Source organism: Nocardia sp. NPDC057663, assembly GCF_042799895.1.
Classification (GTDB): domain Bacteria; phylum Actinomycetota; class Actinomycetes; order Mycobacteriales; family Mycobacteriaceae; genus Nocardia.
Window position 1 is genome coordinate 380140 of sequence record NZ_JBHVHX010000003.1, and the last position, 22532, is coordinate 402671.

The 22532-nt window shown below is 70.1% G+C and carries 20 protein-coding genes; 14 read left to right on the forward strand and 6 right to left on the reverse strand.

What is annotated here, in order from left to right; genetic code table 11:
• Positions 1–11: 11 nt before the first annotated feature.
• Both ACFVAV_RS09840 and ACFVAV_RS09845 read right to left on the reverse strand, forming a co-directional pair.
• Positions 12–3524 carry an NACHT and WD repeat domain-containing protein gene (locus ACFVAV_RS09840; protein ID WP_379032739.1) on the reverse strand — a complete coding sequence of 1171 codons (3513 nt, stop codon included), beginning with the start codon at positions 3522–3524 and terminating at the stop codon, positions 12–14.
• A 30-nt stretch (positions 3525–3554) separates the two neighbouring features.
• Entirely contained in the window at positions 3555–4256 is a 702-nt protein-coding gene (locus ACFVAV_RS09845; protein ID WP_379032742.1) for a hypothetical protein, read from the reverse strand.
• A 167-nt stretch (positions 4257–4423) separates the two neighbouring features.
• Between ACFVAV_RS09845 and ACFVAV_RS09850 the strand changes: the two genes are divergently transcribed.
• From ACFVAV_RS09850 to ACFVAV_RS09895, 10 genes are all read left to right on the forward strand, one after another.
• The gene (locus ACFVAV_RS09850) at positions 4424–5389 is read left to right on the forward strand and encodes a carbohydrate kinase family protein (protein WP_379032745.1); all 966 of its coding nucleotides are present in this window, start codon (positions 4424–4426) and stop codon (positions 5387–5389) included.
• Positions 5379–6302, forward strand: a complete 924-nt coding sequence (locus ACFVAV_RS09855; RefSeq protein WP_379032748.1) for an SIS domain-containing protein — start codon at positions 5379–5381, stop codon at positions 6300–6302. Before ACFVAV_RS09850 ends, ACFVAV_RS09855 begins: the two co-directional genes overlap by 11 nt.
• Positions 6303–6596: 294 nt before the next feature.
• Positions 6597–7763: an AAA family ATPase gene (locus tag ACFVAV_RS09860; protein ID WP_379032751.1), complete on the forward strand. Its 1167-nt coding sequence runs from the start codon at positions 6597–6599 to the stop codon at positions 7761–7763.
• 23 nt (positions 7764–7786) lie between these two features.
• The gene (locus ACFVAV_RS09865; protein ID WP_379032754.1) at positions 7787–8743 is read left to right on the forward strand and encodes a DUF58 domain-containing protein; all 957 of its coding nucleotides are present in this window, start codon (positions 7787–7789) and stop codon (positions 8741–8743) included.
• Positions 8740–9744 (forward strand): VWA domain-containing protein, encoded by a 1005-nt coding sequence (locus ACFVAV_RS09870; protein ID WP_379032757.1) that lies wholly within the window; start codon positions 8740–8742, stop codon positions 9742–9744. Before ACFVAV_RS09865 ends, ACFVAV_RS09870 begins: the two co-directional genes overlap by 4 nt.
• A gap of 84 nt (positions 9745–9828) precedes the next feature.
• The gene (gene fabG1 / locus ACFVAV_RS09875) at positions 9829–10545 is read left to right on the forward strand and encodes a 3-oxoacyl-ACP reductase FabG1 (RefSeq protein WP_379032760.1); all 717 of its coding nucleotides are present in this window, start codon (positions 9829–9831) and stop codon (positions 10543–10545) included.
• Between the two features lie 81 nt (positions 10546–10626).
• Positions 10627–11463, forward strand: coding sequence for an NADH-dependent enoyl-ACP reductase InhA (gene inhA / locus ACFVAV_RS09880; RefSeq protein WP_189023417.1), 837 nt, complete (start codon positions 10627–10629; stop codon positions 11461–11463).
• Positions 11463–12512, forward strand: a complete 1050-nt coding sequence (locus ACFVAV_RS09885) for a ferrochelatase (protein ID WP_379032763.1) — start codon at positions 11463–11465, stop codon at positions 12510–12512. Before inhA ends, ACFVAV_RS09885 begins: the two co-directional genes overlap by 1 nt.
• 86 nt (positions 12513–12598) lie before the next feature.
• Complete coding sequence (locus ACFVAV_RS09890; protein ID WP_379032766.1) at positions 12599–13000, forward strand: hypothetical protein; 402 nt, start codon at positions 12599–12601, stop codon at positions 12998–13000.
• A gap of 89 nt (positions 13001–13089) precedes the next feature.
• On the forward strand, positions 13090–13527 hold the full coding sequence (locus tag ACFVAV_RS09895) for a hypothetical protein (RefSeq protein ID WP_379032769.1): 438 nt from the start codon (positions 13090–13092) through the stop codon (positions 13525–13527).
• A gap of 14 nt (positions 13528–13541) precedes the next feature.
• On the opposite strand, the gene ACFVAV_RS09900 is transcribed toward ACFVAV_RS09895, so the two are convergent.
• Positions 13542–14357, reverse strand: a complete 816-nt coding sequence (locus ACFVAV_RS09900) for a hypothetical protein (protein WP_379032772.1) — start codon at positions 14355–14357, stop codon at positions 13542–13544.
• Positions 14358–14427: 70 nt separating this feature from the next.
• Positions 14428–15252, reverse strand: a complete 825-nt coding sequence (locus ACFVAV_RS09905; protein WP_379032775.1) for a DUF3097 domain-containing protein — start codon at positions 15250–15252, stop codon at positions 14428–14430.
• 127 nt (positions 15253–15379) lie between these two features.
• Here ACFVAV_RS09905 and ACFVAV_RS09910 point away from each other — a divergent pair, with 127 nt between their 5' ends.
• From ACFVAV_RS09910 to ACFVAV_RS09925, 4 genes are all read left to right on the forward strand, one after another.
• On the forward strand, positions 15380–15811 hold the full coding sequence (locus tag ACFVAV_RS09910; RefSeq protein WP_379032778.1) for an NfeD family protein: 432 nt from the start codon (positions 15380–15382) through the stop codon (positions 15809–15811).
• A 2-nt stretch (positions 15812–15813) separates the two neighbouring features.
• Positions 15814–17052, forward strand: coding sequence for an SPFH domain-containing protein (locus ACFVAV_RS09915; RefSeq protein ID WP_379032781.1), 1239 nt, complete (start codon positions 15814–15816; stop codon positions 17050–17052).
• 121 nt (positions 17053–17173) lie between these two features.
• Positions 17174–19417, forward strand: coding sequence for an ATP-binding protein (locus ACFVAV_RS09920; protein ID WP_379032784.1), 2244 nt, complete (start codon positions 17174–17176; stop codon positions 19415–19417).
• A 266-nt stretch (positions 19418–19683) separates the two neighbouring features.
• Positions 19684–20496 carry an IclR family transcriptional regulator gene (locus ACFVAV_RS09925; RefSeq protein ID WP_379032788.1) on the forward strand — a complete coding sequence of 271 codons (813 nt, stop codon included), beginning with the start codon at positions 19684–19686 and terminating at the stop codon, positions 20494–20496.
• A gap of 15 nt (positions 20497–20511) precedes the next feature.
• Here the strand turns inward: ACFVAV_RS09925 and ACFVAV_RS09930 are convergent, their stop codons facing one another.
• Both ACFVAV_RS09930 and ACFVAV_RS09935 read right to left on the reverse strand, forming a co-directional pair.
• Positions 20512–21720 carry a molybdopterin-binding protein gene (locus tag ACFVAV_RS09930; protein WP_379032791.1) on the reverse strand — a complete coding sequence of 403 codons (1209 nt, stop codon included), beginning with the start codon at positions 21718–21720 and terminating at the stop codon, positions 20512–20514.
• A 196-nt stretch (positions 21721–21916) separates the two neighbouring features.
• Positions 21917–22531, reverse strand: a complete 615-nt coding sequence (locus tag ACFVAV_RS09935) for a DUF305 domain-containing protein (RefSeq protein ID WP_379033587.1) — start codon at positions 22529–22531, stop codon at positions 21917–21919.
• Position 22532 lies beyond the last annotated feature (1 nt).

A 22532-nucleotide genomic window follows, 5' to 3' on the forward strand; every position in this document is an offset into this window, starting at 1 on the left:
GCGTCACCGGCTCACTCCGGAATCCGGTAGTGATGCCGTTCCTCGGCGGACATCGGTCGAATCGTCAGGCCGGCCGCGTCGTCGCGGAGCCGATCCGCGGGAACGGCGAGCTCCCAGACCAGCAGCACACCGTCGGACGCGCCCGCGGCCAGCGCTCCACCGACCGCCCAGGAAAGTGAGGCGACGGCGCCACTGTCGCCCGCCAGGATCCGGGCATGCGTACCGGCGATGGGGTGCCGGACCCGGACCGTCCCGTCCGCGCCGCCGGAGGCGAGGAGCCCGTCGGCCGACCACGTCACGGCCGAGACCGCGCCGTTGTGCCCACTGTCGGCCGCCACCTGCCGGTCCTGGTCCGGACGCCACACCAGGACCGTCCCGTCCGCGCCGCCGGAAGCCAGGAGCCCGTCGGCCGACCACGCGACGGCCGACACCGCGCCACTGTGCCCGCTCAAGGCCGCCACTTCGCGCCAGTCGTCCCGATGCCACACCCGGACCACACCATCGGTCCCGCCCGCGGCGAGAAGTCCGTCGACGGACCAGGAGACGGCCGAGATCGCGCCGTTGTGCCCACCGAGGGCAGCTATTTCGCGCCAGTCGTCTCCGTGCAGCACCCGAACGATCCCGTCGGGCCCGCCACCGGCCAAGCGCCCGTCGGCCCACGCGATCGACCGCACAGCGACGCCGGGCACCTGGGCAGGCGCGGCGGGCGCCGCGGTGTCCCATATCCAGACACGGTCACCGTCGCTCACGGCCAACCGGTCGCCGTCGAGCCACGTGACGCTGAGGGCAGTCCCCGCATCCACGGTCGTCGATGCCGACACCTCGTCCAGGGCAGCGGGACGCACCTCGATCCGCCCGTCGTCCATCGCGACCGCCAGCCGCGGTCCGTTCCAGGAAACCCCGGTGATCGCGGCGGCCACGGCGAGAGCTCGCTCCGGGCGCCGCGACGGATCCCACACCCGTACCGCGCCATCGTGTCCGCCGCAGGAGGCGAGCAGGCCGGCAGCGGACCAGGTCAGCGAGAACACCTCGTCGCCTTGACGATTGAGGGTCAACGGGCGAGCCGCCGTGCCGCGGTTCCAGACGCGGATGATGCCGTCGTCGCCCGCGCACGCGAGCACTTCCTGTGCCGACCACGACAGCGCGAACACGCCACCGCTGCGCAGCGGCAGTTCCGCGGCGGGCTCGGTGCGATCACGCTCCCAGAGCCAGACCGACCCGCTGCCGCCACCTGCCGCGAGTCTGCCGAGGGGACTCCAGCCGACCGCCCACACCCCGCTGTCGTCCAGCGTCGCCTCCCAGGCCTCGCCGAGTCCGATGTCCCACACCCGGATTCGGCCGTCGGCTCCGCCCGTGGCCAGTCGCCCGTCGGGGGACCACTCCACCGAGTTCACATCGCCGACATGGCCGGGCAACAGCGTGACCGCTCCGGTGCCGGGATCCCACACCTGCACCGCGCCTTCGGAATTCCCGCCGGCCAGCCTGCCGTCGCGCGACCAGGCCAGCGACAGGACGCGACCGCCGGCCGAGGTGACCACCGCATCGGTGTCGCCGGTCCGCCGCACCCGGATCACCCCGTCGCCACCGCCGGACGCGAGCCCGCCGTCGGGTGACCAAGCCACCGCGAACGCGCCGGTGCCGTGGCCCGCCAAGGTCAGTGTCGCGCCGGCGGATTCGGTCGGCCACACCTGCACCGTGCCGTCCCCGCCCGCCGAGGCCAATTGCCCGGTGCGTGACCAGGACACCGACCAGACCACGCCGACGTGGCCGTGCCACACGTCCCGCAACGGATTCTCCAGCGCCGTCTGCAGGGCCATCCGGGCATAGATCGTCGCGGCGCACTCGGCGACCGCGACGTGGGCGAGCGTCAGGGCGAGTTGCGGGTCACGCTCGGCCAGCTCCAGCGATTGATCGGCGAGCCGATCGGCGGCTGTGCGGCGTTCCTCGCGTTGCCGGTCCAGCGATGTCCGGACGAATCGTTCCACGACCGGCGACAGTGCGCGGTGGTCCATTCCCTCAGCGGCCTCACGCAATTGGCTGCCACGAATCAGATAGTCGGCGCGCCGGCCGCTGCGCTCCCAGACCAGCGCGAGTGGTTCCAGCTCGGTGCGCCGCCGCACCGCCGCCTCCCGGGAACGCACCAGCAGGTTCAGTGGCTCCCACTGCCGCAGCAGCGCCTCGTGGGCGAGATCGAATTCCATCGCGGTCTGCGCCGACGTGGGCAGCTGCGACGGGCGGTCATCGATGATCAGGCGCGCATCCCGGAATTCGGCGACGATGCGGCGCTCCTGCTCGCCGAGTTCCTCGGCACTCACCCGGCGACGAGTGGGCTCCGGCCCCTCCCATGTGACGAAACGCAGCAATGTCTCCAGGATTTCGGTCGGGTCGTAGACGGCGGACAACTCGTCGAGGACCTGGTCGGCCTGATGGGCGATCGCACCGGCGATGCGCCCCGCGTTGTCGTAGTCGCGCAGGGTGATGAATTCCTGGTCCGTCGCCCCCGAATAGAGTTGTTGCAGAAGGTAGCCCAGCAACGGTAGGACATCGCCGCCGTGCGCTTCGCTCAGCATCAACTCGACCAGCCCGTCCTCGAAGGACACATCTGCGGCCCGCGCGGGACCGACGATCACCTCCCGGATCCGCTCCCGCGGCAGCACGCCGAGCCCATACGGGTGGGTGAACAGCGACCCGCCGTATTCGGCCTGAAAGGTGACGAGGAACTCCGCGCGCAACGACACCAGGACGTGGAACCGGGGTTCGAAGGTCAGCGCCGCCTCGAGCAGGGCGAGGATCCGCTGCCGATCACCGGCCTCGCTCAGGGTGACCAGCTCCTCGAACTGGTCGATCACCAGCAGCAGCCGCCGCTGCTCGCCGCGCGCCCGCTGCAAACGATGGATCAGCGTCCTGGGGCGACGGTAGGGGGCGCCGACGCTCGCGTCGAGCAGCAGCGTGTCTGCCTCCGAACGCAGCGCCTGCTCGGCGGCCGTGCGGGCGTCCGCGCTCTCCTGGGGGTCGGCCGATATCCGGCACAGCTCCTGGATCGGGTCGGTGCCCGGCAGGATCGGCCCGACTGTCTGCCAACCGCCCCGCTTGTTCACCGTGGGTAGTACGCCGGCCTGAATGAGCGAGGATTTGCCGCATCCGGAGGGGCCGACGATGGGGATGAACCGCAATGCCGGAATCTGTCTGGCCGACACGATCCGGTCGACCAGTTCCTCCGCCTCCGTCCGGCGGCCGAAGAACACACCCGAACGCGCCGAATCGAACGGCTCGAGACCGGGATACGGATTGCCGCTGCCACTCCACGTGCGATGCAGCACACCCCGGCGAGACAGCCAGATCACCGAGCCGAATGCGCCGATGGTCAGCGCCGAGAGCCAATACGGCGCGTAGGTGTCGATCGGTCGGAGGAGCGCGGGCCACTGCTGGGCGTTGGCGGTGACCAAGTTGGTGCCCATTCCGAGCACAACGCCGAGCAGCAACAGGGGAAGGTCGCGCTTCAAGCCCGGATCCCGTGGTTTCACGTCATGTCGCCTCTCGGGAACCGCGCGATGTCATCTGTTCCGGACCATGTAGAAGCCCACGTGCCCACCGGTGAGCCGGGCGGACCCGCAGACGATGTTCTTGGGCCGTGAGAACAGCAGACCGTCGAGGTACACCTCGGTCTCCGAGGTCGGCCGGGACAGCGTCATCGAGACCTGATGCGGTACTTCGATGTCCGGCCTGCCGACGACGTCGTAAGAGGGCCCCAGGGAGCGTCCCCAGCATGCGCCGCGCAATAACCCGGTCCCGGCGTCGTATTCGAGAACCAGATCCGCGGAATGCCCGTTCAATCGCATACCCCACGTCCCACAGAAATCGATCGGCTCGGCGGTGCCGCGGCGGAATTCTCCCGACAGCGGTGCATCCCGGCGCCAGGCGACGAATCCGAACGGAATGCCGCGCCATTTGCTCGACCCGGCAAAGGCATTGCGTCCACGGGTGAACAGGAAAGTCGAATACCGTTGTTCGGGCAGGAAATTGTAATCATGGATAACGAATTCGAGCATGTGGGGCGCGGTGCCGACGGCCCCCGTGACGTGGTGCGTCTGGCGGAACCGATCGCTGACGAATGCGCCCTCGAACGAATCCGCGCCGGTCCGGTGCAGCGACAAACGCCCGGGCCAGCCGTCGTCGGAAACCGACCAGGCGCCCTCGAAATGCTCGGCCCGCACGCGATCCCACAGTGCGGCAAGGGGGTGATCCAACTCGGTCACCGGACGCCTCCCAGCCCTCATTCGATTCGGCGCGTACGAACCCCGTTCGGCGATCGATGCCCGCCGTCACACGGAGAATTGTGCACCCATTTCCCTTGCCGCGCAACGATCTTTCGTGTCGTACAATAGCTATGCGACAGCAGCTCCCCACTACCGAAGGTGCGCGGATGGAACTCGATCCAACACGTGACGATCGAGCGCACACCGTGGATCTTCTGGTGGTCGGCGAGATCAATCCGGACGTGATCGTCAGCGGCGAGAATGTCGAGCCGGTGTTCGGTCAGGTGGAGACCCTCGTCGACAGTGTCACGCTGACGATGGGGAGCTCGTCGGTACTCACCGCCTGTGGCGCAACACGGCTCGGTGTGCGCACCGCATTCGTGGGTGCCGTGGGTGACGACCTGTTCGGCCGGTACATGCTCGGCGAGATGGCTCTGCACGGTATCGACACCGGTGACTGTGTGATCGATCCGGAGCGGTCCACCGGCGTGTCGGTGCTGCTGCATCGTGGTGCGGACCGCGCGATTCTCACCGTCCGCGGCGTGATGGCGGACTACCGGGCCGAACAGGTGCCCGATGGCGTGCTGCGGCGGGCCCGGCACCTGCACGTCGGTAGCTACTATCTGCAGCCCGCGCTCCAGCCCGGATTGCCCGCGTTGTTCGCCGCTGCCCACGCCGCCGGGGCCACCACCTCCGTGGACTGCAACTGGAATCCGCAGGGCCGCTGGGACGGCATCGCGGAGCTGCTCCCGGTCACCGACATCCTGCTGCTCAACAGCCGCGAAGCCGAGAACATCACCGGACACCGGAACCCGAGTGCCGCGGCCGCGGCCCTGCGGGACATGGGCGACGACCTGGTCGTGGCAGTGAAACTCGGTGCCGAGGGCGGCTTGCTCAGGAACCGGGACGGCGAATGGCACGCGAAGGCTCTGGAAGTCGAGGTGGTCGACACCACCGGTGCGGGTGACTCGTTCGACGCGGGGTTCCTCTACGGGTGGCTCAACGCCTGGGATCCGCTCCGGTCGCTACGACTGGCAGTCACCTGCGGTTCCCTGTCGACCTCGCAGATCGGCGGTGCGCCCGGCCAGCCGACCCTGGCCGACGCCCTTCGGTACATGTCCGATGCCGACTGAATCGGGCGCGGGCCTCGCGCAGGAGATCGCCGGTCAGCCCGATCTGTGGCAGCTCGCCGCCGCACGCGGCACCGCGATGCGCGCTCGCCAGGGCGATGTCGTCGGGCTGCCGCCACACGGAACCAGACTGGCGGTCATCGGCTGCGGCACGTCGCTGTACGTCGCCCGGGCCGTGGCCGCCCTCCGCGAGTCCGCGGGGTTGGGCGAGACCGACGCCTTCACCCCCACCGAGCTACCGCAGCGCCGGCGCTACGACGCGCTGCTCGCGATCTCCCGGTCGGGCACCACAACCGAAGTGCTCCAAGCCGTTTCGCGGCAGACACGAACCCCTGTCTACGGTCTGTGCGGCGACACCGGCAGCCCGCTGTCCGCGGCCGCAGGCCACGTCGTCACGATGCCGGAGGCTGCTGAACGCAGTGTCGTCCAGACCCGCTTCGCCACCACGGTCTTGGCCATGCTGCGTGCCTATTTCGGTGCGGATCTGACCGCCGCCATCGCCGACGCGCGGCGAGCACTCACCGATCCGCTGCCGATCGACCCCGCCGGGCACCATCATTTCGTCTTCCTCGGCCGGGGCTGGACCGTCGGCCTGGCCCAGGAGGCCGCACTGAAAGTCCAGGAGATGGCCAACGTCGTCGCCGAGTCCTACCCCGCACCGGAATACCTGCACGGACCCATCAGCGCGGCGACTCCCCGCACCGTGGTCTGGTCCCTCGGCCCCGCCGACCCGCTGGTCCTCACCGCAGCCCGCCGGGTCGGCGCCCAGGTCGTGGACCGACCATCCGACCCACTCGCCGAACTGGTGGCCGTCCACCGGGTGGCCTACGCCCTGGCCCGCACCCGCGGCCTCGACCCCGCCTACCCCCGCCACCTGACCCGATCAATCATCAGAGTCCCGTCCGCCGACGCCTGACCGTGGCGATCAGTTGTGGCGGGATGCTCGCCATGACTTCGCTCCGGAAGGAGAAAAGTCGAGCCGAGGCGACAGAATGAGCTCGAACCGGCGCCGGTACGTCGACTCGACGCGGATCGTAGCCATCTTCGCTGGTAGGTGCCGGTTCGTCGGTGGGTGATCGGGCTCGGCCGATGTGTGTGAGCCCCGTCACCGGCATGACGAATTCCGGTCTACTCCCGGCCGGTTGCGGCAGACCGGGCGATTACCTGGAATAGTTGGGGCCGCACGCACAGGACCAAAGCGAAAGCGGGGATGTTGGTGACTTCGACGGAAGGTGTGAGCGGGCCGAAGCTGGCGAAGGACGCCGGATCGGCAACGCCGAGCACCCTGGAGCGTGACGTCCAGACTCTCGAGAAGGCGATCTACGAGGTCAAACGGGTCATCGTCGGTCAGGACCGGCTCGTCGAGCGGTTGCTCGTCGGCGTGCTGTCGCGTGGTCACGTGCTGCTCGAGGGTGTGCCCGGCGTCGCGAAGACCCTCGCCGTGGAAACCTTCGCCAAGGTCGTCGGCGGCTCGTTCTCCCGGGTGCAGTTCACCCCGGACCTGGTGCCTACCGACCTCATCGGTACCCGGATCTATCGCCAGGGACGCGAGGAGTTCGATACCGAACTCGGTCCGGTCGTCGCCAACTTCGTGCTCGCCGACGAGATCAACCGCGCGCCGGCCAAGGTGCAGTCGGCGCTGCTCGAGGTGATGGCCGAGCGCAAGCTGTCGATCGGCGGCAAGACCTACCCGATGCCCGATCCGTTCCTGGTCATGGCGACCCAGAACCCGATCGAGAGCGAGGGCGTCTACCCGCTGCCCGAGGCCCAGCGCGACCGCTTCCTGTTCAAGGTCGTCGTCGACTACCCCTCGGTCGAGGAAGAGCGCGAGATCATCTACCGGATGGGCGTGACCCCGCCGGAGCCCAAGCAGATCCTGGCGCCCGAGGACATCATCCGGCTGCAGAAGCTGGCCGCGAACGTCTTCGTGCACCACGCGCTGGTCGACTACGTCGTCCGCGTGATCACCGCGACCCGCACGCCGGCCGACTTCGGCATGGCCGATGTCGCCAGCTGGATCGCCTACGGCGCCTCGCCGCGTGCCAGCCTCGGCATCATCGCCGCCGCGCGGTCGGTGGCCCTGATCCGCGGCCGCGACTACGTGGTGCCGCAGGACGTCGTCGAGGTGATCCCGGACGTGCTGCGCCACCGCCTCGTGCTGTCCTACGACGCGCTCGCCGACGAGGTCACCCCGGAAGACGTCATCAGGCGGGTCCTGCAGACCGTCGGCCTGCCGCAGGTCGCGCCGCAGGCCGTCGGCGGCCAGGCCGCCCCGCAGCAGCCCGTGGTGCCGCAGCCGCCCGCCCAGCAACAGCCCGTCCCGCAGCCGGTGAACGGGCAGCAGTCCCAGCCCGCCGGCCACGTCGCGCCCCAGTGAGTGCGCCGGAACCCGTTGTCCGCGTGCCCCTGTCGTCGCACGCGCCGCCGTCGTTCCGTGCCGGTGAACTGACCGACCCGAAACTGGCCGCCGCGCTCAAGACGCTCGAACTGACGGTGCGGCGCCGCCTCGACGGCGTACTGCACGGCGACCACCAGGGACTCATCCCCGGGCCGGGTTCGGAACCGGGCGAGGCGCGCCTGTACCAGCCGGGTGACGATGTGCGGCAGATGGATTGGTCGGTCACCGCCCGCACCACCCATCCGCACGTGCGGCAGATGATCGCCGACCGCGAGCTCGAGACCTGGCTCGTCGTCGACCTGTCGTCGAGTCTGGACTTCGGCACCGGCCGGGTGCAGAAGCGCGATCTCGCGATCGCGGCGGCCGCGGCCATCACCCACCTCACCTCCGGCGGCGGCAACCGCATCGGCGCCGTGGTCGCGACGGGTCAGCACCTCGTGCGCATCCCCGCCCGCAGCGGCCGACTGCACGCGCAGACCATGCTGCGCGGCATCGCGACCACCCCGCACGCCCGCGACGGCGTCCGCGGTGACCTGAAGGCGGGCATCGAATCGTTGCGCCGTCCGCAGCGCAAGCGCGGCCTGGCCGTGGTGATCAGCGACTTCCTGGGTGACGTCGACTGGCAGCGGTCCCTGCGCGCGATCTCGGCGCGCCACGACCTGCTCGCGGTGGAGGTGCTCGACCCGCTCGACGTCGCCCTGCCCGACGGTGGTGACGTGGTGCTGCACGATCCGGAATCCGGGCGCACCCGCGAGTTCAGCGTCACCCCCACGCTGCGGGCCGATTTCGCGGCCGCGGCCAAGGCCCAGCGTGAGCAGGTGCAGCTGGCACTGCGCAACTGCGGCGCGCCGGTGCTGTCCCTGCGGACCGATCGGGACTGGATCGCCGACGTGGTCCGGTTCGTGTCCACCCGGCGCCACAGCTTCGGCGCCCCGAGCGGGCGGGTGCCTCGCCAGTGAGTATTTCGCATTTCACGGCCGTCGTCTGGCTCGGTTTCCTGGCGGTCGTCGCCCTGCTGGTGCTCGGCTATGTGCTGGTGCAGCGCGCCCGGCACAAGCGGATGCTGCAGTTCGGCAACATGTCCGTGCTCGAGCGGGTCGCCCCGTCGCGGCCCAGCCCGGTGCGGCACGTGCCGATCGCGCTGATCCTGGTCGGCCTGGTGCTGCTGACCATCGCCGCCGCCGGTCCCACCGCCGTGCAGAAGGTGCCGCGCAACCGGGCGACCGTCGTGCTCGTGATGGACGTGTCGCTGTCGATGGAGGCGACCGACGTGGAGCCGAACCGGCTGCAGGTCGCGCAGAAGGCCGGTAAGGAATTCGTCGACGGTCTGACGCCCGGTATCAACCTCGGTTTCGTCACGTTCGCGGGCACCGCGTCGGTGATGGTGTCGCCGACGACCAACCGCGAGGCCGTCAAGCACTCGATCGACAACATCAAACTGGCCGAGCGCACCGCGACCGGCGAGGGCATCCTGACCGCCCTGCAGTCGATCGACACCCTGGCCGCCGTGCTCGGTGGCGCGGAGACCCCGCCGCCCGCGCGCGTCGTGCTGATGTCGGACGGCAAGCAGACCGTGCCCGACGACAAGGACGTGGACAACCCCCGCCACGGCTTCACCGCGGCCCGGCTGGCCAAGAACAAGAACATCCCGGTCTCGACCATCTCCTTCGGCACCGAATGGGGCACGGTCGAGATCCCGGATTCCGACGGCAAGGGTTCGCAGCGGGTGAAGGTCCCCGTCGACAACGCCTCGCTGCAGGAGATCGCCAAACTGTCCGGCGGTGAGTTCTACACCGCCTCCTCGCTGGCCGAGCTGCGCGCCGTCTACGACACGCTCGAGGAGCAGATCGGCTACGAGACCACCCGTGGCGACGCGAGCAGGCCGTGGCTGTTGCTCGGCATGCTGTTCATCGCCGCCGGCGTCGTGGTCAGTTTGCTCTATCGTCAACGCCTGCCCTAGCACCCCCGGCCCCGCGTGGTGAGTTGTCGCAGAGGCGCGACCCTGACGCGGGGCACACGAACCGGAACAGATAGGTTGGACCCTATGTCGAACGTCACATCCCGCTCGGTCCTGGTGACCGGTGGCAACCGCGGAATCGGTCTCGCGGTCGCCCAGCGCCTGCTCGCCGACGGCCACAAGGTCGCCGTCACGCACCGCGGATCGGGGGTGCCCGATGGCCTGTTCGGCGTGAAGTGCGATGTCACCGACAGTGAATCGGTCGACCGTGCGTTCACCGAGGTCGAGGAGCATCAGGGCCCGGTCGAGGTGCTGGTCGCGAACGCGGGCATCACCGACGACACGCTGCTGATGCGGATGACCGAAGAGCAGTTCGAGAAGGTCATCGACGCCAACCTCACCGGCGCCTTCCGCTGTGCCAAGCGGGCCAACCGCGCGATGCTGCGTGCCCGCTGGGGCCGGATGATCTTCCTCGGCTCCGTCGTCGGCCTCGGTGGTGGCCCCGGCCAGATCAACTACGCCGCCTCCAAGGCCGGTGTCATCGGTATGGCGCGCTCGATCACCCGTGAGCTGGGCTCGCGCTCGATCACGGCCAACGTGGTCGCGCCCGGTTTCATCGAGACCGACATGACTGCCGAGCTCCCCGAGGACCTGAAGGAGACGGCGAAGAAGTTCATCCCGCTGCAGCGTCTCGGCCAGGCCGACGAGGTCGCCGCGGTCGTGAGCTTCCTCGCCTCCGAGGACGCCCGCTACGTCTCCGGCGCAATCATTCCGGTCGACGGCGGCATGGGCATGGGTCACTGACCCGCTAACGGATCGCACCGCGCCGCCGACAATCCGGTGGCGTACGAATCGACCACCAGATTTCAGGAGAACCGAAAACTCATGGGCGGACTGCTCGAAGGCAAGACCATTCTGGTCACCGGCATCATCACCGATTCGTCGATCGCGTTCAGCGCGGCGGCGGTCGCGCAGGAGCAGGGCGCGAAGGTGATCATCACCGGCATCCCGGAACGGCTGCGGCTGATCGACCGCATCGCCAAGCGCCTGCCGCAGGAGGTGCCGCCGGCGATCCCGCTGGACGTCACCAACGAGGAGAACCTGGGCGCGCTGGCGGATGCCCTGCGCGAGCTGGCGCCCGAGGGCATCGACGGTGTCCTGCACTCGATCGCCTTCGCGCCCAAGACCCTGATGGGCCCGGAGGCGGTGCCCTTCCTGGAGGGTCCCGGCCCCGATGTGGCGAAGTCGTTCGAGATCTCCGCGTGGAGCTACGCCTCGCTGGCCCGCGCCGTGCTGCCCGTGATGAACGAGGGCGGCTCCATCGTCGGGATGGACTTCGATCCGCGCGTGGCGATGCCGTACTACAACTGGATGGGTGTCTCCAAGGCCGCACTGGAGTCGGTGAACCGGTACGTGGCCCGGGAGGTGGGCTACGCCAAGAAGATCCGCTCCAACCTGATCGCCGCGGGTCCGGTGAAGACCCTCGCGGCCAAGGCCATCGCCGGCACCGCCACCGACGACGCCAAGCAGCTGCGTCAGCTGGACGAGTACTGGGACGGCGCGTCGCCGATCGGCTGGGACGGCGCCGATGCGCGCGCCGTCGGCAAGTCGATCGTCGCGCTGCTCTCGGACTGGCTGCCCGCCACCACCGGCTCGATCATCTACGTCGACGGCGGCGCCAGCCACAACATGTGGTTCCCCGAGGGCTTCACCGCCAACTGATGACCGACGGCCTCCTGCTGCTGTCCTTCGGTGGCCCCGAGGGCCCCGAGGACGTGATCCCGTTTCTGGAGAACGTCACTCGGGGCCGCGGGGTACCGCGTGCGCGGCTCGACGAAGTCGCCCAGCACTACCTGCATTTCGGTGGCGTCTCGCCGATCAACGCGCTCAACCGCGACATCATCGCCGCGGTCGAGGCCGATCTCGCCGATGCCGGGCTCGACCTGCCGGTGTATTTCGGCAACCGCAACTGGCATCCCCAGGTGGAGGACACCGTCGCCCGGATGACCGCCGACGGTGTGCGTTCCGCCCTGGTCTTCCCGACCTCGGCGTGGGGCGGCTACTCCGGCTGTCGCCAGTACGACGAGGACATCACCCGGGCCCGCGCTGCCGTCGGCGACGGTGCGCCCGAACTGGTGAAGCTGCGCCAGTATTTCGACCACCCGCTGCTGATCGCGTCCTTCGCCGACGCGATCACCGCTGCGGTACAACAGATTCCGGCCGACCGGCGCGACGGCGTGCGCCTGGTGTTCACCGCGCACTCCATCCCGGTCTCGGCCGACATGGCCGCAGGCCCGCCGGCCGACGGTGGCCGCCTCTACAGCAGGCAGGTGGCCGAGGCGGCCCGATTGTGCGCCGCGGCAACCGGTTTCACCGACTACGACGTGGTGTGGCAGTCCCGGTCCGGCCCGCCGCAGGTGCCGTGGCTGGAACCCGACATCGTCGACCATCTGGATGTGCTGCACGGCAAGGGAATCGATGCCGTCGTGGTCTGCCCGGTCGGCTTCGTCTCCGATCATCTCGAGGTGATCTGGGATCTCGACAACGAGGCATCGGCCAGGGCTGCCGAACTCGGCATGGCCTTCGCCCGCGCCGCGACACCCGGCACCGATCGCCGGTTCTCCCGCATGGTCGTCGAGCTGATCCAGGAACGGCTCGGTGGGGGAGCGGTGCGCGAACTCGGCGAGGTGCCCGGCTACGGTTGCACCGTCGACGGCGCCCTGTGCGCGCCCGGCTGCTGCGCGCCACCGTCGCGCCCGGCCCGGCCATGAACACAACCGGATAAACATTCGCCGGGCTCCCGGGGTCCCGGGAGTAGGCTTTTCCGGACTGTGATCGACAGATCGGAGGATTTCCGATGCGTTCGATAGTGTCCCGCCGTGGACGGGTGGCGGGGGTTCTCCTCGTCCTGGCGGCGGCGACGCTGGGACCGAGCGGCTGCGGCAACGACTCCGGGTACGACGACGTCGGCCCGACCCCCACCGAACCCACCATCTCGCAGGCGTCGGTGGACGAGCTCTGCGGCATCCTCGGCGGCCAGAAGGGCACCTGGAAGGCGCTCGGCCCACAGGTCGCCCGGGTGGCGTTCACCGGCGCGATGGAACTGTGGACGGTGCAGGACCCGGTCGCGAACGCGGCAATCGCCTGGAACCGCCACATCGTCGACACCGTCACCACCCGGACCTGTCCCGAGGTCCGCACCGACACGCTGACAGTCCTCGACCTCCCCGATCTGAAGACCGCGATCGGCGGATTCTGAACCGGCGCTTGTCACTTCGCGCACCCGCTGCGCTAGCATCGCCCGCAGACCTTCGACGGAAGGTGGACATTCGCGACGGGGGAGGCCCGATGAATCATGCCGAAATGCCGGTGACCACACTAGTGCTCGCGTCCGCGACGGACGCTGTCGAAGCCCGCCGCGGGGGTGGTGGTGACGGGGTGAGTATCGGCATCGGCCTGCCTGATTGGCTCTGGATCACCATTCTTGCGGTGATCGTGTTGATCATCCTGATCGTGCTCATCCGCAAGTTCAGCAGCGGCTCGAACAACGGTGCGCCCCAGCAGATGCCGCCCCACCAGCCGTATCCGCAGGCGGTCGGGCAGCAGCCGTACCCGCCGCAGTACCAGCAGCCGCACGGATACCCGCAGCAGCCGCACGGTCACTATCCACCGCAGTACCAGCAGGCCCCGTACCCCCAGCAGTACCCGCCGCAGCAGCCGATGCCGTATCCGCAGCACGCGCCGTACCAGGGGCAGCCGCAGTATCAGCAGCCCTACCGGCGCTGACGCCTCGCGCGAAGCTAGCGGGCGGGCCCGGCGGCGGCATGCACTGCCACCAGCCGGGCTTCGCGGATCGTGTTCCACAGCGGGCGCAGCAGCGACTCGTGCGCCCCGATCGCGGTGGCCGACGTCGGCGACGACGCCGGCTCGTGCTGGGCGACCGTGAGGATCGCCGCCACATGGTCGGCGGTGTCGAGAATGCGCTTGGCGCGCAACGGAATCGAGTCGGGGTAGGCGTGCCGGGAGTACGCTGCCAGCTGCGCTTCGATCTGCTCGCGCGGGTCGGCGTCGGTGTTGCCGACGGAGGTGGTGTGCAGCTGCATGAGGGCGTCGGCGGCGTCGCGGACGGCCTCGCGCATCGTGTACTCGGCCTCGCCCAGGGACATGTCGGGCCCGGTAACGTGTGGGATGCCGACGCTGTAGACGGTCCACTGCAGGGTTTCGTCGTCGTCCCACTGCGGGATCAGGCCGGTGCCCTCCTCGCCGGGAACACCGAGCAGCAGACCCTCCTCGGCCTCGATCGCGTCGGCCGCGAACGCGGTGCCGACCGGCAGTCCGCGCACGTCACCGGGCGCGGGCAGCACCAGGCGCAGTTGCGCGCCCGCGGGCGCCATCGCCTCCCGGATCACCTTGAGCAGTGGCATGACCCCGGTGCCCGCCCCCTCCTCGCGCGAGGTCCACGGCAGGTCGCTGCGCCCGCCGGTGACCGGATCGCCCGCGGCCAGTGTGTGCCGCGCCGCCCAGGCGTGCAGTGCCTCCAGGAGGTCGTCGGGCGCGCTGGTACCGGCCAGCCAGGAGCCGGCCCACAGCGTCAGCGTGGCACTGGGAGAGCACATAATCATCGAGCATAAAGGTTTGCCCGCATTCGCGTGCGGGCACTGAGGACCTGCCTGACCTGCGGGTGGACTACTCGGGCTCGGTGACGAAGTCGATGAGCCGTTCGACGGCGCCGATCAGCGGCGCCTCCAGATCCCGGAACGAGTCCACCGCGTCGTAGACCCGGCGCCAGCCTTCCTGCGGTGTTCCCCAGCCGAGACGTGCGCAGATGCCGGTCTTCCAATCCTCGCCACGCGGCACCGTCGGCCAGGCGTCGATGCCGACCGCGGCGGGCCGCACCGCCTGCCACACATCGATGAACGGATGCCCGGTCACCAGCACGTGCGGTCCGAGGCCGGTGGTCAGCTGGGTCTCCTTGGATCCGGTCACCAGGTGGTCGACCAGCACGCCGACCCTGGCGCCCGGTCCCGGCCCGAATTCGGTGAGGCGAGCGCCCAGATTGTCCAGGCCCTCGAGGTGCTCGACGACGACGCCTTCCACCCGCAGGTCGTGACCCCACACCCGTTCGACGAGCGCCGCGTCGTGCACACCCTCCACCCAGATCCGGCTGGTCCGGGCGACCCGGGCACGCAGACCGTCGACCCGGGTGGACCCCGACGCCGACCGGGTGGGTTGCTTGGCCGCCGGCGCCGGGCGCACCAGCGTGACGGGTTTGCCGTCGATGAGGAACGCCGCCTCGCGCAGCGCGAACAGCCGGACCACGCCGCGCCCGTCCTCGAGTTTCACGAAGTCGCCGTCGTAGCTGCGGTCGAAACCGACTACGGCCCCGCAGAATCCGCTCGCCGCGTCCTCCACCACCAGATCCCGCTCGGCACGCACTGTCGGCACCGGTGTCTTCTTGGTCCGCTGGTGTCCGGAATAGATATCGCCGCCGTACATGTCACGCCCACTCACCCGGCCGAGCTTAGAGGCGCCGACAGCGAACCGGCGGTAGCGGCGCGCGAAAACGGTTGGCCGCCAAGATCGCGCCCGTGGGCGGCGAGCACGCCCGGAAACCCGTCTACAGGGCTAGTCTAGAATCGTGGCCGCAATAGTCTGGCTGATCGCGGGCATAGTCCTGGCGGCGGCGGAAATGCTCACCGGGGATCTCACGCTGCTCATGCTCGGTGTCGCCGCACTCGGCACCGCCGCCGTGAGCGCTGCCGCAGGCCTACCGCTGTGGGGCGACGCGCTGGTGTTCGGCGCGGTCGCGGGGGTGCTGTTTCTCGGTGTACGGCCGGTGCTGCGCCGCAAGTTCGGTTCCCCGCCCCCGATTCCGACGAATGTCGATGCGTTGCCGGGGAAGTCGGCGCTCGTGCTCGAACAGGTCGCGGCGCATTCGGGTCAGGTCAAGCTCGGTGGGGAAGTGTGGACCGCGCGGCCGCTGGACCCGAACGATGTCTATGACGCCGGCGTGACCGTCTACGTGATGAAGATCGACGGCGCGACCGCCGTCGTCTGGAAGGGTCCTTAGCAATGGTTGCCTTGATCGTGGCCGCCGTCCTCGTCCTGCTGGTCGTGGTGGTGGTCTTCAAATCGATCGCCCTCGTCCCGCAGGCCGAGGCGGCGGTGATCGAACGGCTCGGGCGCTATTCGCGCACCGTGTCCGGTCAGCTGACGTTCCTCGTCCCGTTCGCCGACCGCGTCCGCGCGAAGGTGGACCTGCGTGAGCGGGTCGTGTCCTTCCCGCCGCAGCCGGTGATCACCCAGGACAACCTCACCCTGCAGATCGACTCGGTGGTGTATTTCCAGGTCACCAGCCCGCAGGCCGCCGTATACGAGATCAGCAACTACATCGCCGCCGTCGAGCAGCTCACCGTCACCACCCTGCGCAACGTGGTCGGCGGCATGACCCTCGAGGAGACGCTGACCTCCCGCGACCAGATCAACAACCAGCTGCGCGGCGTCCTCGACGAGGCGACCGGCCGCTGGGGCCTGCGGGTGGCCCGGGTCGAGCTCAAGTCCATCGATCCGCCGCCGTCGATCCAGGAATCGATGGAGAAGCAGATGAAGGCCGACCGCGAGAAGCGGGCGATGATCCTCACCGCGGAGGGCACCCGCGAATCGCAGATCAAGACGGCCGAGGGCGCCAAGCAGGCCCAGATCCTGGCCGCCGAGGGTGGCAAGCAGTCCGCGATCCTCTCGGCCGAAGGTGAGCGCCAGAGCCGCATCCTGCGCGCCCAGGGTGAGCGCGCCGCCTCGTATCTGCAGGCGCAGGGTCAGGCCAAGGCCATCGAGAAGGTGTTCGCCGCCATCAAGAACGGCAAGCCGACGCCGGAACTGCTTGCCTACCAATACATGCAGACGCTGCCGATGGTGGCCCGCGGCGACGCCAACAAGGTGTGGCTGGTGCCCAGCGACTTCGGCAAGGCGCTCGAGGGTTTCGCCCAGAACTTCGCCACCAAGGGCGAGGACGGCGTATTCCGCTACGAACCGTCGCCCGAGCCGGAACAGCCGGTGAAGATCGAGGACGACTCCGACGTCGCCGGCTGGTTCGAGACCGCCTCGGACCCGAAGATCGAGCAGGCGGTGCGCGCCGCGGAAGCGACCGCCCGCACTCCCGTCGAGGGTTTCGAGCCGTCGCGGCCGAAAACCGTTGCGCCGGTACCACCGCCGCTGCCGGTACCACCGCCGATCGCACCCCAGCAGCAGCCGCCCGCGCCCCGCCCGGACGACCCGTACGGTCGCCCCTGGCAGCCGCCCCAGCACAGCTGAGGCGAGCGGGGCGGTCCGGGCCGCCTGCCCGGCGAGTGTGGCGAAAGCCGCCGCGGGCATCGGTGTGCGTGCGAGAGTAGCGGGCGTGGGCAGGCGTGTGTCAGGGAACCTCCCGGCGGAAGTGACCAGCTTTATCGGACGCGACGACGATGTCGCGGCGGCCAGGAAACTGCTCGGCGGCACCCGGTTGCTCACGCTGACCGGGGTGGGCGGTGTCGGCAAGACCCGGTTGAGCAGACGGGTCGGCGAGGCCGTGCAGCGGGCCTTTCCCGACGGTGTGTGGCTGGTCGAATTAGCGCCCGTCAGCGACGGTAACCTGGTCGCGCCGACCGTGGCACGCGAGCTCGGCCTGCGCGACGACACCAGCGCGCCGATGGCCGTCCTCACCGATTTCCTGGCAGGCAGAGATCTGCTGCTGATCCTCGACAACTGTGAGCACGTGATCGGCGCCTGCGCGGCGCTCGCGGACCGGATCATCCCCGCGACGACCGGTCTGCGGATCCTCGCGACCAGCCGCGAACCGCTCGGCGTGCCGGGCGAACAGGTCCTGCCGGTCGCGCCGCTGTCGGTACCGGACCCGGCCTCCGGCGACCTCGACAGCCCCGCGGCCCGGCTGCTCGTCGACCGCGCGACCGCCGCGGATCCGGCCTTCCGGAGGACCCCGGCCAACGCGGCGACCCTGGCCGCGATCTGCCGCCGGCTCGACGGCATTCCGCTCGCGCTGGAATTGGCGGCCCTGCGGATGCGGATGTTCACCCCCGACCAGGTGCTCACCCGCCTCGACGACGCGATGGGCTTGCTCACCACCGGTCTGCGGACCGCGCCACACCGTCAGCAGACCTTGGCGTCGGCGATCCGCTGGAGCTATGACCTGTGCACGCCCGACGAGCAGCGGCTCTGGGAACAGCTGTCGGTCTTCGCGGGCGGCTTCGACCTCGACGCCGCGGAGGCGGTCTGCCTGGTCGGTTCGCCGTCCGCGCTGCTGGCCGCGCTGACGGGGCTGGTGGAGAAGTCGGTGCTGGCCTACGGACCCGGCCTCGACGGCGCGGGGCGGTATTCGATGCTCGAGCCGTTGCGTCAGTTCGCCCGCGACCTGTTGCGGGCGCGTGGCGCCGAAGACGCCGTCCGCGTCGGCCATCGCGAGTACTACTACCGTCTCGCGCGGCGCTCGCGCACCGACTACTGGAGTGCCACCGACGTCGACTGGTTCCGCGATGTCGCCCGCGAACACGCCAATCTCCGTGCGGCCCTGCAATTCTCGCTCGACGAACCGACCGGTGCGCGGCGCGCGCTGGAGATAGCGACCGAGCTGTGGCCGTTCTGGGAGCACTGCCACTTTCTGCTGGAGGGCTACCGCTGGTTGTCCGAGGCCCTGGCGAAGGACACCGAGCGCACCGTCGACCGGGCCAGGGCACTGGCGGCGAGCTCGGTGATCGCGGCCATGCTGTCCGATACCGCGACGGCGGCGGATTTCGTCCGTGCCAGTGCGGAGATCGCTGCCGAATCCGGGTCGGCGCAGGTGCTGGTCGAAGCCGAGATGGCGCGGGCGGTCCTGGCCTTCGGGGCAGGCGATCTGCGCGCCGCGCTGGACATCGCCGTGGCGTCGTCGGTGAGCGCGCGGGACTGTGCCCATCCCCGGGTGGAGATGGAGAGCCTGGCGTTCGCCGCCGTCTGCGCGCTGGCCCTCGACGACCCGGTCGCAGGCACCATGGCCGAACGCCTGCTGGCACTGACGACCGAGCACGGCTCCCACCTGCTCGGTGGTCTCGCGTACTGGGCGGTCGGCACCCAGCGGTGGCGCGACGGTGACCAGGAGGGCGCGGTCGCGGCGCTGCGACGGTCGATCGAACTGTTCCGGCTCTTCGATCGGTGCGCCTGGCTCGCCACCAGTGTGGACGGCCTGGCCTGGGCGGCGGCCGCCGATGGCGACCTGGTGCGCGCCGCCCGCCTGATGGGGGCGGCTTCGACTGTCCGCCAGGGCAGTTCGCAACGGCTGGCGCACACGATGACCCAGCTCATCGGTCAGCGGGTCCGCGCTCGCGTCCAGGCCGCGCTGGGGGAGCAGGAGTTCGATGCCTGTTTCGACGCGGGCGCCTCGCTCCCGCTCGACGACGCCGTCGACTACGCGATGGACACCTCGCCGCCCCCGGTCGCCGTCGTCGACACGGCCGGGCCCGACGTGCTGACCCGCCGGGAACGCGATGTCGCCCGCCTGATCGCCCTGGGCTACGGCAACCGCAGGATCGGGCAGGAACTGGTGATCTCGATCCGCACCGCCGAGAGCCACGTTGACCACATCCTCACCAAACTCGGATTCACCTCCCGCACCCAGATCGCCGCCTGGGTCAGCCGGAACACCCTCTGACGCTGCCACTTTCGTGCGGAAGCGGGGTGGTCGGTCCCGGTGGGCGGGGTCGGCTCGCCGCTGAGTGGGACCGAATCCGTGCGGGGCGCGGTCCCGTGGTGAGGGTGGGCGCACGACGTCGCCGGTGTCCACCGCGCACTACGGTCCGACCCGGACCGGACAAGATCCGTAGTCGTCGGGCGATTTCCGTAGTTTCCGGGATTTCCGCACGCCGCCGGGACGGCACTGTGATGGGGGACACCAGTGCGACGTAGATGAGGTGAGCCATGACGGTCGAGGTGCTCGTCCAGGCCGGGTCCGCGCGGCAGAGCGGTCCACCGCCGGTATCGATGATCGAGCGGATGACGCTGATCCTGGACGCGTTCGACGGGGCGAGTCCGGTCCGCACACTGTTCGATATCGCCGAACGCACCGGGCTGCCGCGCTCGAGCGTGCACCGCATCATCGATCAGATGGTCCGGCTGCGCTGGCTGGCGCACGCACCCGGCGGCTACCGACTCGGTACGCGGGCGCTCGAAGTCGGCGGGCTCGCCGTCGAGCACAACGAGATCCGGGACGTGGTGAGCCCGCTGCTGCACGAGGTGTGTCAGCGGACCGGCATGGTCGGGCACCTCGGCGTGCTCGACGGCCCCGAAGTCCTCTACCTGGACAAGGCGGCGGGCCGCGCCTGCGACACCATCCCGACCCGCCTCGGCGGCCGGATGCCCGCGCACTGCACCGCTGTCGGTAAGGCGCTGCTCGCCACGCTGGAACCGAGCATCGTCGAGCTGGCTTTCCGGGAGCGGCTGCCGCAGCTGACACCGCGCACGATCAGCCACCGCGCCGAACTGCATCGCGAACTCGGCCGCGTCCGTAGTCACCAGGGGGTCGCCGTCGATCGCGAGGAGTCGGTTCCCGGCGTCGTGTGTGTCGCGGTGCCGATCCGGGCCCGCGCGCAAGGTGCGGTCGCCGCGCTGTCGCTGTCGGGCAGGCTCGGCGGTGCGCGCGCACCCGGCACGAGCAGTCTGGCCCGGGTCCTCGTGGACGTCGCCGACGAGGCCGCGCGGGCGGTCTTTCCCCGGTATCCGCGCGGGCAGTAGCGCGGGGGAAGGGGTTCAGTGGGGGAGCGGGAGCAGTTCGACGAGCGTGCCGCGGCCGGTGCCGGGCGGAAGCACGGCCAGTGCCTGGCAGCCGATGAGCCCGGCCAGATGTGGCGTGTGCGCGGGGCCGGTGCTGCGCCAGACGCCACCGGTCTGCTGCTGGACGGGGACGATCCGCGTCGGCTCGCCGGCCATCACGCCGGCGTCGGAGAGCCTGCCCCACATGGTCGGGCCGGGAGTGCGCAGGGTGAGCGCGTCTACGACGGCGGGGCCGACGGCGAGCAGGGCCGCGACCGCGGCGAACGGATTGCCGGGCAGGCCGAGCAGGACGCGGCCGTCGGGCAGCTGCGCCACCAGCGTGGAGCCGCCGGGGCGGATCGCCGCCCGTTCGACCACGATCCGTGCGCCCAGATCGGCCAGCAGGGTCCGCAGGTGGTCGGCGGCGCCGCGGCCGGTCGCCCCGACCATCACCACCAGATCGGCATGCGATTTCAGCGTCAGCCAGGAGCGCAGCAGGTCCTGGCTGTCGGCTAGGTGCCACAGCCCGGTGCTCTCGATATCGCAGCAGCGCAGGAACTCCGGCAGCACCGGCCCCAGCGAGTCCCTGGTCTCCCCGGGACCGAGCGGGCCGACCGCGCGGATCTCGTCACCGGTCATCACCACATCGGCCCGCAACGGCCCGCGCACGGTGACCGTCTCGGCTTCGGCGCTCAAGGCCGCCGAGGCCAGCGCGGCCGACACCCGGGTGCCCGCGGCCGCCAGTTCGACACCGGTGTCCCAGTGCTCGCCCTGCCGCCGGGTGTCGTCGCGCACCGGTGCACCCTGCGCCCGCATCACCACCGGCTTACCCGACACCGTCGTCGTCACCACGTGCTCGTCGCGCAGGGTGGCGGTGGTTCCCAGCGGCGTGGCCGCGCCGGTGGCGATCCGCACCGCCTCACCGGGCGCCAGCACCACCGAACAGCCGCGTCCGGCATACCTGACCTGCTGATGCAGACGCCACCACGGACCAGGTCCCGACACGGCGTAACCGTCCATCGCCGCGCTGTCCACCCGGGGAAGCGGAGAGCCGGTGGTCAGGGTGACGGCCAGCGTGGCGCCGACCGCGTCGGCCACCGGCAGTTCCCGCACGCCGATCGGCAGCAGGTGCTCGGCGATGTGCGCGCGCACTCTGGCCAGCCCGCATTCCACGGCCGGAACAACGACACCCGCTCGTGCGCTCACCACCACGTCCAGCCTCCGACCACAATTCACCGACAATCCTGCACATCGTCCGCATCGGCCGTTGCCTGCGATTTTCTGGCCAGTTGCCCCAGGGTGACGTTGTGCTCACCCGGCCGGACCGGATCTGGTGCGCATTCGGACACATCGCCGTCGCGGCGGTCATCGGCAGGCGGGCACCCGGTGAGCCCGGGACGGTTCAGGGGCGGGTTCCCCTGGCGTCGAGCAGCATGCCGAGGTAGCCGAGTTCCTGGCTCTGGGACTGGGCCATGGCGCGGGCCGCCTGCTTCACCGGTCCCGAGGTGATCAGGGCGTCGGCGGCGCGGGCCATGGTGATGCCGCCCGAGTGGTGGCGGTACATCAGTTGCAGGAACAGGGTTTCGGCCTCGGCGCCGCGCGCGGCCGCCAGCGCGTCGAGGTCGGCGGTGCTCGCCATGCCCGGCATCGCCGTCGCCGAATCACCGTGGTGCCCTGCGGATGCCGCCATCCAGGTCATCGGCTGGGCGGCGGTCGGCGCTGCGTCCGCCAGCTGTGACCAGCCGAGGAGCGTGCCGATCTCCACCCGCTGGGTGTCGGCGATCTGGTCGGCCAGCCTGCGCACGGTCGGATCGGCGGCGTGGTCGAGGCGTTCGGCGAGGATCAGCGCCTGCTGGTGGTGGGCGGTCATGTCCTGGACGAAGCCGAGCTCGGTCGCGGTGAGTACCGGTGCGGGCGTGGTGGTTTCGGGGATCAGCAGCGGGCGCAGTGCCGCGCCGAGCACCAGCAGGAACAGGGCGCCGGCGCACAGCGCGGCTCCGCGGATCGCACGGCTCATA